17 protein-coding genes are annotated in these 14662 nt (G+C 48.6%); 16 read left to right on the forward strand and 1 reads right to left on the reverse strand.

The annotated features are described in order from the left end of the window. Positions 1–94: 94 nt before the first annotated feature. Entirely contained in the window at positions 95–868 is a 774-nt protein-coding gene (locus VN23_RS17920) for an exodeoxyribonuclease III (protein ID WP_046353792.1), read from the reverse strand. Positions 869–936: 68 nt separating this feature from the next. On the opposite strand from VN23_RS17920, the gene pyrE reads away from it, so the two are divergent. The 16 genes from pyrE (at position 937) to VN23_RS18000 (ending at position 14593) form a co-directional block, all read left to right on the forward strand. Then, positions 937–1575, forward strand: coding sequence for an orotate phosphoribosyltransferase (pyrE, locus tag VN23_RS17925; protein ID WP_046353793.1), 639 nt, complete (start codon positions 937–939; stop codon positions 1573–1575). Positions 1576–1587: 12 nt separating this feature from the next. Beyond that, positions 1588–2181: a DUF4124 domain-containing protein gene (locus VN23_RS17930; RefSeq protein WP_046353794.1), complete on the forward strand. Its 594-nt coding sequence runs from the start codon at positions 1588–1590 to the stop codon at positions 2179–2181. Between the two features lie 48 nt (positions 2182–2229). Beyond that, complete coding sequence (gene ppgK, locus VN23_RS17935) at positions 2230–3006, forward strand: polyphosphate--glucose phosphotransferase (RefSeq protein ID WP_082752835.1); 777 nt, start codon at positions 2230–2232, stop codon at positions 3004–3006. 247 nt (positions 3007–3253) lie between these two features. Continuing rightward, positions 3254–5152 carry a tRNA uridine-5-carboxymethylaminomethyl(34) synthesis enzyme MnmG gene (gene mnmG, locus VN23_RS17940; protein ID WP_046353875.1) on the forward strand — a complete coding sequence of 633 codons (1899 nt, stop codon included), beginning with the start codon at positions 3254–3256 and terminating at the stop codon, positions 5150–5152. Next, on the forward strand, positions 5149–5805 hold the full coding sequence (gene rsmG / locus VN23_RS17945) for a 16S rRNA (guanine(527)-N(7))-methyltransferase RsmG (protein ID WP_046353795.1): 657 nt from the start codon (positions 5149–5151) through the stop codon (positions 5803–5805). The genes mnmG and rsmG overlap by 4 nt, the downstream gene beginning before the upstream one ends. A 131-nt stretch (positions 5806–5936) precedes the next feature. Further along, complete coding sequence (locus VN23_RS17950; RefSeq protein ID WP_046353796.1) at positions 5937–6722, forward strand: ParA family protein; 786 nt, start codon at positions 5937–5939, stop codon at positions 6720–6722. Then, positions 6719–7540: a ParB/RepB/Spo0J family partition protein gene (locus tag VN23_RS17955; RefSeq protein ID WP_046353797.1), complete on the forward strand. Its 822-nt coding sequence runs from the start codon at positions 6719–6721 to the stop codon at positions 7538–7540. The genes VN23_RS17950 and VN23_RS17955 overlap by 4 nt, the downstream gene beginning before the upstream one ends. Positions 7541–7705: 165 nt before the next feature. Continuing rightward, the gene (locus VN23_RS17960; protein ID WP_046353798.1) at positions 7706–8077 is read left to right on the forward strand and encodes an ATP synthase subunit I; all 372 of its coding nucleotides are present in this window, start codon (positions 7706–7708) and stop codon (positions 8075–8077) included. Position 8078: 1 nt separating this feature from the next. Beyond that, a complete protein-coding gene (gene atpB, locus VN23_RS17965) occupies positions 8079–8867 on the forward strand; it encodes a F0F1 ATP synthase subunit A (RefSeq protein WP_046353799.1) in 789 nt (262 codons plus the stop codon). Positions 8868–8954: 87 nt separating this feature from the next. Next, positions 8955–9242, forward strand: a complete 288-nt coding sequence (gene atpE / locus VN23_RS17970; protein ID WP_046353800.1) for a F0F1 ATP synthase subunit C — start codon at positions 8955–8957, stop codon at positions 9240–9242. Between the two features lie 29 nt (positions 9243–9271). Further along, entirely contained in the window at positions 9272–9742 is a 471-nt protein-coding gene (locus VN23_RS17975; RefSeq protein WP_046353801.1) for a F0F1 ATP synthase subunit B, read from the forward strand. A 7-nt stretch (positions 9743–9749) separates the two neighbouring features. Beyond that, complete coding sequence (locus tag VN23_RS17980) at positions 9750–10286, forward strand: F0F1 ATP synthase subunit delta (RefSeq protein WP_046353802.1); 537 nt, start codon at positions 9750–9752, stop codon at positions 10284–10286. Positions 10287–10294: 8 nt separating this feature from the next. After that, complete coding sequence (gene atpA / locus VN23_RS17985) at positions 10295–11836, forward strand: F0F1 ATP synthase subunit alpha (RefSeq protein WP_046353803.1); 1542 nt, start codon at positions 10295–10297, stop codon at positions 11834–11836. A gap of 28 nt (positions 11837–11864) precedes the next feature. Next, complete coding sequence (atpG, locus tag VN23_RS17990) at positions 11865–12734, forward strand: F0F1 ATP synthase subunit gamma (RefSeq protein WP_046353804.1); 870 nt, start codon at positions 11865–11867, stop codon at positions 12732–12734. Positions 12735–12776: 42 nt separating this feature from the next. Next, the gene (gene atpD / locus VN23_RS17995; RefSeq protein ID WP_046353805.1) at positions 12777–14156 is read left to right on the forward strand and encodes a F0F1 ATP synthase subunit beta; all 1380 of its coding nucleotides are present in this window, start codon (positions 12777–12779) and stop codon (positions 14154–14156) included. 11 nt (positions 14157–14167) lie between these two features. Then, a complete protein-coding gene (locus tag VN23_RS18000; RefSeq protein WP_046353806.1) occupies positions 14168–14593 on the forward strand; it encodes a F0F1 ATP synthase subunit epsilon in 426 nt (141 codons plus the stop codon). The last annotated feature ends 69 nt before the right edge of the window (positions 14594–14662 follow it).

The following is a 14662-nucleotide window of genomic DNA, read 5'->3' on the forward strand; positions in this document are numbered from 1 at the left end:
AGGAGGACACAGAGCATACAAACAGCATAAGCGTTTCAAACTCTGTGTTCTCTGTGTCTACAGATTTTAGGTTTTTATGTGAATGGCCGAATTCTTAAGGCTGGTAGTCGTAATCCACAATCAGCGGTGCATGGTCAGAGAATTTTTCGTTTTTATAGATTGAAGCACTCTGCGCCGTTGCAGCAATGCCGGGAGTGGTGATGTGGTAATCGATGCGCCAGCCTACGTCTTTGGCATAGGCTTGGCCCCGGTTACTCCACCATGTGTAACCGGGGATTTCCGGGTAAAGTTTGCGCCAGACATCCACAAAGCTCAGCTCGCTAAATAACTTACCCAGCCAACTGCGCTCTTCCGGCAAGAAGCCTGAGTTCTTCAGATTGCCTTTCCAGTTTTTTAGATCAATCTCATTGTGAGCGATATTCCAGTCGCCAAGCAGAACCACTTCGCGGCCGCTGGCGGCGAGTTGCTCTAGGTGTGGGCGAAAGCGTTCTAAAAAGGAAAACTTCACTTGCTGGCGCTCATCTGATGATGAGCCTGATGGCAAATAAAGAGAAATGACCGAAAGATTGCCAAAATCGGCTTGCAAATAGCGGCCTTCAAAATCGATATCGGCAATACCAAGGCCGGTAATCACCCGATCTGGCTCGCGCAAGCAATAGAGGCCTACACCGCTATAGCCTTTTTTGGTCGCGTAATGAAAAAAGCCTTTTAGCCCCGCAGGCTCTTTCATTTGCTGGGAAAGATCGGCTTCTTGTGCTTTAAGTTCTTGCAAGGCCACCACATCGGCGTCTTGTTTTGCTAGCCATTCAAAAAAGCCCTTATTTGCAGCTGAGCGAATGCCGTTTAAATTAGCACTGATAATGCGCATTCGGTGTCCTTTTGTAAGAAATGTTATGCTTCGCAGTATTTGAAATTAATAAAACAGGAAAATGCAGCATGAGTGATTTTCGTCGCGACTTTATTTCTTTTGCTGTCGAGCAAAATGTGCTGTGTTTTGGTGATTTTATCACTAAGGCTGGCCGTCAATCGCCGTACTTTTTCAATGCGGGATTATTTAGCGATGGTGCATCCGTAGGTGCTTTGGCGCAATTTTATGCACAGGCGGTACAAGCGTCGGGCGTTGAGTTTGATGTGTTATTCGGGCCAGCCTATAAAGGAATTGTGCTGGCATCGGCGACGGCCGTGGCTTTGGCTACGCAGGGGCGGAATGTGCCCTTTGTATTTAATCGAAAAGAAGCTAAAGATCATGGTGAAGGCGGGGTTTTAGTGGGCGCGCCGCTTAAAGGCCGGGTTATGATTATTGACGATGTGATTTCTGCGGGCACATCAGTGCGTGAGTCTGTAAATATGATTCGTGCTGCGGGAGCAGAGCCAGCGGGTGTTTTGATTGCGCTTGATCGTATGGAGCGCGGCCAGGGGGCCTTGTCAGCGGTGCAGGAAGTAGAACAACAGTTTGGCATTCCGGTGATTCCTATTGCTTCACTGGATGATTTGCTGGGCTATTTAAGCGCCCAAAATGGTATGGATGAGAAGCTGGCTAAAGTCAGCGCTTACCGTAATCAGTACGGAATCTAAAAGGCTTATTTGATGCTGCGTGGTCTGCTTACTTTTTTACTACTGGCCTTGTTGACGGCCCCTGCATTTGCCAAGCTTTATCGCTGGGTGGATGAAACGGGTCGTGTGCAATACAGCGATAAGCCGCCAATGACTGCGCCAACAAGTGGCGTATCTGAACTTAATAAATCAGGAGTAGTAAAGGCTACGCCAGTGCCGGTGCTGAGCAAGGAAGAGAAAGAAAAAATTCAAAATGAGCAAGCGCTGCAAAAAGAGCAGCAGCGTAGAGATCGCGCTCTATTGCAGTCTTTCTCCCGCCCTGAAGAAATTGATCTTATCCGGGATAGACGGATAGGCATGATTCAATCGGCCACGATTGCTAATTCTATGCGTATGCAAGCAGCATCTCAGCGTAAAACGCGTTTAGAAACACAACTCGCTCGTATGAAAAAATCAAAAAGATCAATTCCGCCTGATTTAGAAGCAGAGTTAGCAGCGATCAATAAAGAGATTGTCGATATTGATGCAGATAATAAAACAAAGAATGATGATATAGAAAATGTAAAACGCAGAGCAGAAGAAGATAAAAAGCGTTTGTTAGAGCTGAAATCTGCTATTTCAAAATAAGCTTTTATATAAAAATATTTTTTAAATAAATTAACGAATGGAATAACAATGATTGAGCAAATGGCATCTGCAAAGATTGTTCTAGGTATTGATATTGGCGGCACAGGGATTAAAGGTGCCCCTGTCAATGTGGAAACAGGCGAGCTACTCTGCGAGCGAGTGCGGATCGATACACCACAACCTGCCACGCCAGAAGCGGTGGGGGCGGTGGTTAAGCAGTTAGTTGAGCAATTTAATTGGCAAGGGCCGATTGGCTGTACCTTTCCTGCGATTGTGCACAATGGCGTTACCTTGTCCGCTGCCAATGTGGATGCGTCGTGGTTGAACGCTCCAGCACAAGATATTTTGGCGCAAGTAACAGGCTTACCTTTAAAGCTGATTAATGATGCTGATGCAGCGGGCTTAGCCGAAGGCATTTTTGGTGCTGCAAAAGGTAAAGTGGGCAAAGTACTGATGATTACTTTAGGCACAGGGATTGGTAGTGCATTAATTGTGGATGGTAAGCTGATTAGCAATACCGAGTTGGGTCATTTGATTTTTAAAAATGATGAAATTGCTGAAAAATATTGTTCTGGAAAAGTAAAAGACGATTTAGATTTAAAGTGGAAAGAATACACCCAACGTTTAAATGAATATATTTTGCATTTGCAATTATTACTATCGCCAGATTTATTGATTATTGGTGGTGGAATCAGCAAGAAACACGATAAATTTATCCCGGAGTTAACGGGGTTGCGTTTCCCTGTTGTGCCTGCCGAGCTTAAAAATGATGCAGGGATTGTGGGAGCGGCATTAGAAGCGGCTCGCGAGTTTGGTGTGTTGTAATGGTTGATTGCTGGCACGATGCCGAGCGCTAAATGCCTCGGCTTGCGAAAAAATGGCATGAATAAAGCTTTTAACTCGTTTCTATGATGGCGCTTCGGGCCGGATGTGCTCGTAGATTTAGGGTTGTCTATGTTCCACGTGAAACGCCCCGTAAAATCGGGGCGTTCGCATTTTATCGCTCCGCGATAGTCGTCAAGGCAGATACGGCGTAAAATCTTGCCCCTTTGCTTGCTGGATGCTCAACGCGATGCTTTATCCTACTCGATACGACGTGATTGTTGTCGGCGGCGGCCACGCCGGGACTGAGGCTGCGTTGGCGGCCGCCCGCATGGGTAACAAAACCCTGCTGCTGACGCACAATATTGAAACCCTTGGTCAAATGTCTTGCAACCCATCGATTGGCGGGATTGGTAAGGGCCATTTGGTCAAAGAAGTCGATGCTTTAGGCGGCGCAATGGCGCTGGCGACCGATTTTGGCGGCATTCAGTTTAAAACACTGAACTCTAGTAAAGGCCCAGCGGTTCGTGCTACGCGTGCGCAGGCCGATCGTATTCGCTATAAAGCTGCGGTTCGCCATATGCTGGAAAATCAGCCGAATCTGGATTTATTCCAGCAGGCTGTGGACGATCTGACTTTAGATGGCGATCGCGTTACCGGCGTGATTACCCAAATCGGCATTCGTTTTGAAGCGGGTGCGGTGGTGCTGACAGCCGGAACTTTCCTTTCCGGTAAAATTCACGTCGGCTTGGAAAATCACGTTGGCGGCCGTGCGGGGGACCCTGCTTCGGTCACGCTCGCTGCACGTTTACGCGATTTAAATTTACCTGTTGGCCGTTTAAAAACCGGCACGCCACCACGCATTGATGGGCGCTCAATTGATTTCTCGGTATTAGAAGCACAATACGGCGATACGCCTGAGCCGGTGTTTTCGGCACGCGGAAATGTGGGCATGCATCCAAAGCAATTGCCTTGCTGGATGGCGCACACCAATCTTAAAACGCACGATATTATTCGTAGCGGTTTTGATCGCAGCCCAATGTTTACCGGCAAAATAGAAGGCGTTGGCCCGCGCTATTGTCCAAGTATTGAAGACAAAATTAATCGCTTTGCCGATAAAGATAGTCACCAGATTTTCTTAGAGCCTGAAGGCTTGGATACGCATGAATATTATCCAAACGGTATTTCGACCAGCTTACCGTTTGATATCCAGCTGGCCGCCGTGCGCTCGATTGCTGGTATGGAAAACGCGCATATTCTGCGTCCGGGCTATGCCATCGAATACGATTACTATGATCCACGTAATTTAAAAGCCAGCTTTGAAACCAAAAGCATTGCCGGTTTATTCTTTGCTGGGCAAATTAATGGCACGACGGGCTACGAAGAAGCTGCAGCACAAGGCTTGCTGGCAGGTTTAAATGCGGGCCTTTATGTGCGCGAAAAAGATGCGTGGACGCCAAAACGCAATGAAGCTTATTTAGGTGTGTTGGCTGATGATCTGGTGACCAATGGGGTGACCGAGCCTTACCGCATGTTTACCAGCCGCGCCGAATACCGTCTGCAATTGCGTGAAGATAATGCCGATTTACGCCTGACCGAAATGGGCCGTGAGCTAGGCTTGATTGGTGATGCGCAGTGGGAAGCCTTCTGCAAAAAACGCGATGCAATTGATTTAGAATTAGAACGCTTGCGCACGACATGGGTAAATCCACGTATTCTTGCGGTAAGCGATGCTGAGCGGGTGCTAGGTAAAGCGATTGAGCGTGAATATACGCTGGCCGATTTACTGCGCCGCCCGCAGGTCTCTTACGATAGCTTGATGACTATGGATATTGCCAAGCCCGCCGTGGAAGACCCTCTTGTGGCCGAGCAGGTAGAGATTCAACTGAAATATCAGGGTTATATCGAGCGGCAACAATCTGAAGTGGCTAATCGCGATAATCTAGAAGAATTCTTGCTACCAGCAGATCTAGATTTCACTGATGTCTCGGGCTTATCCAAGGAAGTGCAGCAAAAGCTGATTAAACATAAGCCAGAAACCATGGGCCAAGTGTCCAGAATTTCCGGTATTACTCCAGCGGCCATTGCTTTAATGCTGGTTCATTTAAAGAAAAAGCAAATGCTTGATGCTAGAAAGGTTACTGAATGACTGTATCTACTCCTGATTCTCTCTTCGCCGAACTGGCCGCAGGCCTCGCTGAACTTAAATTAGACTTATCCACAGCACAAGCAGTGAGTTTGCTGGCGTATACCGCGCTGATTGCTAAGTGGAATAAAACCTATAGCCTGACCGCAATTCGTGAACCAGAACGTATGGTTTCGCATCATCTTTTGGATTCACTTGCTCCATTGCCTCAATTTAAAGGGCAGGCGAGTGAAAAGATTCGTATCCTCGATGTAGGCTCGGGCTTTGGTACACCGGGTATTCCATTGGCGATTGCACGGCCAGATTGGCAATTATTCTTGCTCGACTCAAATCACAAGAAAACTACGTTTTTGCGTCAGGTGATTGCTGAGCTCAAGCTCACTAATGTCACTGTGCTTACCGAGCGTGTTGAGCTGTACAAGCCAGAAGCGCCGTTCCAGATTATTACTTCACGCGCTTTTGCTGAGCTAGCCGAGTTTGTAAAACTCACCCAGCACTTGCTGGCACCAGAAGGGGAGTGGGCTGCTTTGAAAGGTGTTTATCCTTTTGAAGAAATCGCACATTTGCCAGCAACAGTAAAAGTAACCGCCGTGGATCATTTAAAAGTGCCGGGCATCGATGCAGAACGCCATTTAGTGCATGTGGTTAAGGTTTAACAGGCCCATGCATCTTTTAAGTACGTCGTTTCGTAGGGTGTACAACGACGTCGTCGTTGCGCACCATCATTCGGTGGGCAGCATTTGCACATCCTACGCTAATAACTTATGTACTTCGTAAAGGTATAACAATGAAAATTCTGGCCATTGCTAATCAAAAAGGCGGCGTAGGTAAAACGACTACTGCCGTTAATTTGGCTGCAAGTCTGGCTCATCTTGGCAGAAAAGTGCTGCTGGTTGATCTGGACCCGCAGGGCAATGCCACGATGGGTGTGGGGATCGATAAGGCTAAATTATCCAGCTCGGTTTACAACCTTTTGCTGGGCGCAACACCGATCCAAGAGATTATTCAGCGTTCAGAATCCGCAGGGATTGATGTGTTGCCGGCCAATCGCAATTTGGCTGGCGCTGAAGTTGAGCTGGTGAACCAAGAGCACAGAGAATCGCGGCTTAAAAATGCTTTAGCTTTAGTTGCAGATCAATACGATTACATTATTTTGGATTGTCCGCCTGCGCTGACCTTGTTAACGCTCAATGGCCTTGTGGCGGCGGATGCGGTACTCATCCCGATGCAGTGTGAATATTATGCGCTGGAGGGTTTATCTGACTTGGTGAATACGCTTAAGCGGGTAAAACAGTCGATGAATCGTCATATCGAGATCGAAGGACTGCTGCGCACCATGTTTGATCCACGTTCTACCCTTGCACAACAAGTGTCAGATCAATTAATTAAACATTACACCAGTAAACTGTACCACACTGTCATACCGCGTAATATTCGCTTGGCCGAAGCGCCTTCCTATGGCCGTCCAATCTTGTCCTACGACAAAAACTCCAAGGGCGCTCAGGCGTATCTTCAACTTGCTGAAGAATTGCTGGCCCGTCACAACTTGCTAGAAGAGATTCCCACAGCATGAAAATGAAAGGACTTGGACGCGGTTTAGATGCCTTGATGGGGGATAGTCAGGACTCCTTGCAAAATCTGCCGATTCATTCTTTGCAGCCGGGTAAATATCAGCCCCGCTTGCAAATGGATGAAACGGCTTTAGAAGAGCTTACTGCATCGATTCAGGCTCAGGGCTTAATGCAGCCTGTGCTGGTGCGGCCAATCGGGCTGGATAAATACGAAATTATTGCGGGTGAGCGTCGTTGGCGTGCGTCGATTAAGGCGGGCTTGGTAGAAATCCCTGCTTTGGTGCGCGAAATTGCCGATGAAGCGGCTTTGGCAATGGCTTTGATTGAGAATATCCAGCGTGAGAATTTAAATCCGCTAGAAGAAGCGCTGGGTATTTCGCGTTTGGTCGAAGAATTTGGCATGACGCATGAGGCGGCAGCTCTGGCTGTGGGTAAATCTAGGGCCAGTGTTTCAAACTTATTAAGACTATTAAATTTATCTGAGCCACTGCGGAAGATGCTAATGGCCGATCAGCTCAGTATGGGGCATGCTCGCGCCTTGCTGTCTTTGGATGATTTGCTGCAATTAGATACTGCGCGAATGGTGATTTTAAAAGGCTTATCGGTCAGAGAAACCGAGGCTTTGGTGAAAAAACAACAAGAAGCCGCACCAGAGAAGCCAAAACCACAACCTGATCCACATTTTTCCCAATTAGCGGCTGAGCTATCCACTAGGGTAGGGGCTAAGGTGTCGATTAAGCCCGGAAAGCTGGGAAGTGGCAGAATTACGATTGAATACAACAGCTCAGAACAATTGGATGGCTTGCTTAGCAAGATGTAACACAGCCAAGGCTAGAATAAGCTCAGTTTGGTGACAGTTAATGCTTCAAATACTCGCGCTTTAATTGAATGACAAGTAAATATTACTTAAAAGATCAATAGGTAAAATTGACGCAACACAAATCAGGTCAGTATAATCGCGGGGTTTTTCCCTAGTGGTGAAGCAATGATCGGGAAAGCACAAGTTCGGGGCATCATCCGGCTAAAGATTGGAATCGCAATCAGTACGGCTCTCCTCCTCTTCTTGATCTTGGGACAAAATCCGGCAATTTCAAGTTTACTGGGCGGATTTATTGCGGTGATGGGCAGTGTTTTATACGCAGCCATTGCATATCGCGTTGAATTCGCTCCGCCAGCAGTACTTCTAAAGCAGCATTTTGCTGCGGAAATGTGCAAGTTGGTTTGTACACTCGTCGCTTTTGCGGCGTTGTTCATTTTGTACCGAAAGGCAGATTGGCCATGGACGTTTGTGGGTTATCTCGCTACCACCAGTGCCTTTTGGTTTGGGCTTTTGATAAAATTTGACGGCAAAAAATAAAATGACTGAACATCACGCACCCGCTAACGCCACCGAGTATATCCAACACCATTTGTCTTTTAATCAGACAGCCAATGGTTTTCACTTGGATACCTTCTGGGTGGCTCTCGTTTTAGGTTTCCTGTTTGTCGGTATTTTCGCATTTGCCGCACGTAAAGCGACCGCTGGCGTGCCTGGTCCCTTGCAAAACTTCGTAGAAATGATCGTTGAGATGGTTGATAGCCAGATCAAAGATGCTTTTCACGGCAAATCAAAAGTGATTGGCCCATTAAGTCTGACAATTTTCTGCTGGGTGTTCTTAATGAACTCAATGGATTTCTTGCCAGTAGATCTGTTGCCATGGATTGGTCAGCACGTATTTGGGATTGAAAAGCTGCGTGTTGTGCCTACGGCTGACGTAAATCAGACTTTTGCGATGTCATTAGCGGTCATGCTGCTCATTATTGGTTTTTCCATTAAGGCCAAAGGGCTTGTTGGCTGGCTGAAAGAGTTATTTACCGCGCCGTTCCATGCTGAAGGCTTGGTGATGACTGTGCTGTTAGCACCAGTTAACTTTGCTTTCCAGATGGTTGAGTTAGTTGCTAAACCAATTTCTCTGGCTCTGCGTTTGTTCGGAAATATGTACGCCGGTGAGCTGATCTTTATTCTGATCGCTCTGCTGCCCTTCTGGGCGCAGTGGGTTCTGGGTACTCCATGGGCTATTTTCCACATCTTGGTGGTGACCCTGCAAGCCTTCGTATTTATGATGTTGACAATTGTTTACCTCAGCCTTGCGGTTGAAGATCACTAAAACTACTTTCGGCCAGCTTTGGCTGGTCGGCGTAAGTGTTTTGCTTTCCCCTTGTTTTACCCAACCTTCCTCTTGGAGATATTAGAAATGGTTGCACCAGAAGTAATTGCTAGCGTTCAAGGCATGACTGTAATCGCTGCCGCGATCATCATCGGTTTAGCTGCTATCGGCACTGCACTTGGTTTTGCTCTGCTTGGCGGTAAGTTCTTAGAGTCTGCTGCTCGTCAGCCAGAAATGATCCCAGTTCTGCAAACTAAGCTGTTCATTATCGCTGGTCTGTTAGATGCTATCTCGATGATCGGCGTTGGTGTTGCTATGCTTTACACCTTCAACAACCCGTTCCTGACTCCTCTGCTGAATGCCGTTGCTCAGTAATCTAGCCCGTCTTTTAGGAGGACATCAGCGTGGATATTAATCTGTCGCTTTTTGGCCAAATGATCACTTTTGCGATCTTGGTCATCTTCACGATGAAATTCGTGTGGCCTCCGCTGACCCAGATTATGGACGAGCGTGCTAAGCGCATCGCCGACGGTTTAGCCTCTGCTGATCGTGCCAAGCAAGATCTTGATTTGGCTGAGAAAGCAGCGGCTGACAAGCTTCGCGAAGCAAAGCAGCACGCGGCCGAAATCATTGCGCAAGCTGAAAAGCGTGGCGCGCAATTGGTTGAAGAAGCCAAGGGCCATGCAAAGGCAGAGGGCGAACGCCTTGTTGCCGGCGCTCAAGCGGAAATTGACCAGCAAATTCAACAGGTAAAAGAAGCCTTGCGTCAGCAGGTTGCAGGTTTGGTACTACAAGGTACCGAACAAATTCTGCGCCGCGAAGTTGATGCAAATGCCCATGCCGAGTTGTTAGCATCCATCAAAGCGGAACTGTAAGAGCGTCATGGCAGAACTCATTACCGTCGCAAGACCCTACGCCGTAGCTATCTTTCGTCTAGCCAAAGAAACCAGCACACTCCCACTATGGTCGGATGTGCTGGCTCAACTCGCCCTGATTGCAGGCAACGAGTTGGCGCTAGAAGTCGTAGCTAATCCAAAGTTTTCCGTGGCTCAGGTTAAGGAGCTGTTGCTTGGATTATTGGGTGGTCAGCAGAGCGATGAAGTACATAACTTCATCGACGCCGTACTTGAAAATCGCCGCTTTACTGCCCTAACGGCAGTAGCAGAGCTATTTGAAGAGTACAAAGCAGCGGACGCTGGCGAAGTTGAAGCCAGCATCGAATCTGCTTTTGCTTTGACCGATACCCAGGTTGCTGAATTATCAGCAACTTTATCCCAACAGCTGCACCGCAAGGTCACGGCCCAAGTCAGCGTTAACCCGGAACTCATCGGGGGCGTGAAGGTGACGGTAGGTGATCTGGTCGTAGACGCATCTGTCCGCGGCAAGCTAACCGCTCTCGCTTCGAGCCTGAAGAGTTAGGAGAAATCATGCAACTTAATCCGTCCGAAATCAGTGAACTGATTAAAGCTCGGATCCAGAATTTATCGACTGCAGCAGAAACGCGTACCACAGGTACAGTCGTTTCCGTAACAGACGGTATCGTTCGTGTGCACGGCCTGTCAGAGGCTATGCAGGGCGAAATGCTGGAATTCCCGGGTAATACCTTCGGTCTTGCGCTCAACTTAGAGCGTGATTCTGTCGGTGCCGTTGTGCTTGGTGATTACAAGCACATTCAAGAAGGCGACGAAGTCAAATGCACCGGCCGTATTCTGGAAGTTCCAGTTGGTCGTGAATTGATTGGTCGTGTTGTTAACTCTCTTGGCCAGCCTATCGACGGCAAAGGCCCACTGGGTACAACAGAATCTGCACCAATCGAAAGAATTGCGCCGGGCGTTATTGCCCGCCAATCTGTGTCGCAACCACTGCAAACCGGTATCAAGTCTATTGATACGATGGTGCCAGTTGGTCGTGGTCAGCGCGAGCTGATCATTGGTGACCGTCAGACCGGCAAAACTGCCGTTGCTCTGGACGCGATCATCAACCAGAAAGGCAATGGCGTGACATGTATTTATGTTGCGATTGGCCAAAAGGCTTCTTCGATCGCTAACGTAGTGCGCAAGTTAGAAGAGCACGGCGCGATGGGTCACACCATTGTGGTTGCTGCTGCTGCTTCTGAAGCTGCTGCTCTGCAATACATCGCTGCATACTCCGGTTGCACGATGGGCGAATACTTCCGCGACCGCGGTGAAGATGCTTTGATCGTTTATGACGATTTGTCTAAGCAAGCTGTAGCTTACCGTCAAATCTCCCTGTTACTGCGCCGTCCTCCGGGCCGTGAAGCGTATCCGGGCGATGTTTTCTACCTGCACTCGCGTCTGCTGGAACGTGCTTCCCGCATTAACGAAGCAGAAGTAGAAAAGCTAACTAACGGTGCAGTAAAAGGCAAGACCGGTTCTTTAACCGCTCTTCCTATTATTGAAACCCAGGCTGGTGACGTATCTGCATTCGTTCCAACTAACGTGATTTCGATTACTGACGGTCAGATTTTCTTGGAAACTGACTTGTTCAACGCGGGTATTCGCCCAGCAATGAACGCCGGTATCTCGGTTTCTCGCGTAGGTGGTGCAGCGCAGACCAAGGTTATTAAGAAGCTCGGTGGTGGTGTACGTTTGGCTTTGGCTCAGTATCGTGAATTGGCTGCGTTTGCACAGTTCGCGTCTGATCTGGACGAAGCAACACGTAAGCAGCTTGAGCGCGGCAAAATGGTTACAGAGCTGATGAAGCAGGGTCAATACAGCCCGCTGAAAGTTTCTGAATTGGCCATTACGTTATTGCTGATCAACAAAGGTGTGTTTGATGACATCAAAGTTGAAAAAGCCTTGGCGTTTGAAGCTGCATTCTTGGCTGAATTGAAGACTAACCATGCAGATGTGCTGGCTCGTATCGAAGACAAGGGTGACCTTGCTTCTGATGACGAAAAAGTGATCGTTAAAGCCGTGGAAGCCTTCAAGGCCAGCGCCGCGTATTGATTTGATACGTTGAGACAAGGATCAAATCATGGCAAGCGGTAAAGAAATTCGGACCAAGATCAAGAGCGTAAAAAATACGCAAAAGATCACCCGTGCTATGGAAATGGTTGCGACATCAAAAATGCGCAAGGCTCAGGAACGCATGCGAGCGGCGCGCCCTTACGGTGAGAAAATCCGTAATGTGGCTGCCCACCTGAGCGCTGCCTTTGTTGATTACACGCATCCTTATTTGCAAAAGCGCGACGTTGTTAAGCGTGCGGGCCTGATTACGATTACTTCAGACAAGGGGCTGTGTGGTGGTTTAAACACCAACTCCCTGCGTCTGGCCGTGAACCGTATGAAGGAATGGCATCAAAACGGCGTAGAAACCTCTGTCACCGCGATCGGTAACAAGGGTATTGGGTTTATGAACCGCTACGGCGCAAAGGTTTTGTCCTCTGCGCACGGACTCGGCGATACCCCGCACCTTGAGCAGCTGATTGGCCCGATCAAAGTAATGATCGACGCCTTTATTGCTGGTGAAGTAGACGAAGTTCACCTCGTTTACACCCGCTTCGTGAATACCATGAAGCAAGAGCCAGTGATGGAGCAGCTGTTGCCGCTATCAGACAACGCATTTGGCGAGCCTAAAAAAGGCTACAACTGGGAATACCTGTTTGAGCCGGATGCGAAGACTGTGATCGACGAATTAATGAGCCGTTACATTGAGGCCTTGGTTTACCAAGCCGTAGCGGAAAACATTTCTTCTGAGCAAGCGGCCCGTATGGTGGCGATGAAAGCGGCGACTGATAACGCAGACAATGTGATCGGCGATCTACAGCTCCTTTACAACAAAACCCGTCAAGCAGCGATTACGAAGGAACTCTCCGAAATCGTTTCTGGCGCGGCAGCGGTGTAACGCCCTGACGCACAACGGATTAACTGGGATTTAGGAATAACGATGAGCCAAGGTAAAATCGTACAAATCATTGGCCCGGTCGTCGACGTGGAATTCCCACGTGACAGCCTGCCCAAGGTGTATGACGCGATCACGCTCGACGCAGTCAACCTGACGCTGGAAGTACAACAACAGCTCGGCGACGGCGTAGTACGCGCGATTGCAATGGGTAGTACTGACGGCCTGAAGCGCGGCATGTTGGTAAGTGGTACTGGCGCACCGATTACGGTGCCGGTTGGTAACGCTACACTGGGCCGCATCATGGATGTGCTCGGTAACCCAATTGATGAAGCCGGTGAAGTGAAGAGCGAGCATAAGCGCTCGATTCACCAACTTGCACCTAAGTTCGACGAACTTAGCCAATCTATCGATCTATTAGAAACAGGTATCAAGGTTATTGACTTGATGTGCCCGTTTGCTAAGGGCGGTAAGGTTGGTCTGTTCGGCGGTGCGGGTGTGGGTAAGACCGTTAACATGATGGAACTGATCAACAACATCGCTAAGGCACACGCTGGTTTATCCGTGTTTGCTGGTGTAGGTGAGCGTACCCGTGAAGGGAATGACTTCTACCACGAAATGAAGGACTCTAATGTTCTTGATAAAGTGGCGATGGTTTACGGTCAGATGAACGAGCCACCAGGCAACCGTTTGCGCGTAGCGCTGACAGGTTTGACCATGGCCGAACACTTCCGTGATGAAGGTCGTGACATTCTGTTCTTCGTAGATAACATCTACCGCTATACACTGGCCGGTACTGAAGTATCTGCTCTGTTGGGCCGTATGCCTTCTGCCGTGGGTTATCAACCTACTCTGGCTGAAGAAATGGGTGCTCTGCAAGAGCGTATTACTTCGACCAAGACAGGTTCGATCACGTCGATTCAGGCCGTTTACGTGCCTGCGGATGACTTGACCGATCCATCGCCAGCAACAACATTTGCTCACTTGGATGCAACCGTTGTTCTTTCGCGTGATATCGCTTCACTGGGTATCTACCCAGCGGTTGATCCACTCGATTCAACATCGCGTCAGCTTGACCCGCAAGTTGTGGGTGAAGAGCATTACGGTGTTGCGCGTGGTGTGCAGCAAACATTGCAAAAGTACAAAGAACTGCAGGATATTATTGCGATTCTGGGTATGGATGAATTGTCTCCTGAAGACAAATTGTCGGTTTCCCGCGCACGTAAGATCCAACGTTTCTTGTCACAGCCTTTCCATGTGGCCGAAGTGTTTACTGGTTCTCCAGGAAAATACGTGCCACTGAAAGAAACCCTCAAGGGCTTCAAGGGCATTCTTAATGGCGATTACGACCATCTTCCAGAGCAAGCCTTCTACATGGTAGGCAGCATCGAAGAAGCGGTTGAAAAAGCCAAGACCATGCAATAAGGATTAGTGCCATGGCAATGACAATGCATGTGGACGTGGTAAGCGCAGAAGCACTGATTTACTCTGGCGTGGCTGAGTTTATCTCGGCACCCGCCGAAAAAGGTGAAATTGGTATTCTGCCGCGCCATGCCCCACTACTCACTCGTGTGAGGCCCGGAGCGGTGCGCATCAAAGTTGCCAATAGCGATGAAGAAGTGATTCTTTATGTTTCAGGCGGCATGTTAGAAGTGCAGCCTCATATCGTTACCGTGTTGGCAGATACTGCCATTCGCGGTAAAGATATCGACGAAGCTAAGGCGCTAGACGCCAAACGCCGCGCCGAAGAATCAATCAAGAATCACGGATCATCGATGGACTTTGCGATGGCTCAGGCCGAGCTAGTGGAAGCGGTAGCAAAACTTGCCGTGATCGACAAGCTCAAAAAGCGTGGTCACTAAGAATCTTTAGTGTGGTGATAAAAAAGGCAGCTTCGGCTGCCTTTTTTATGTTTGGGGATTGAGCTATTT

The organism is Janthinobacterium sp. B9-8 (assembly GCF_000969645.2).
Taxonomy (GTDB): Bacteria; Pseudomonadota; Gammaproteobacteria; order Burkholderiales; family Chitinibacteraceae; genus Iodobacter.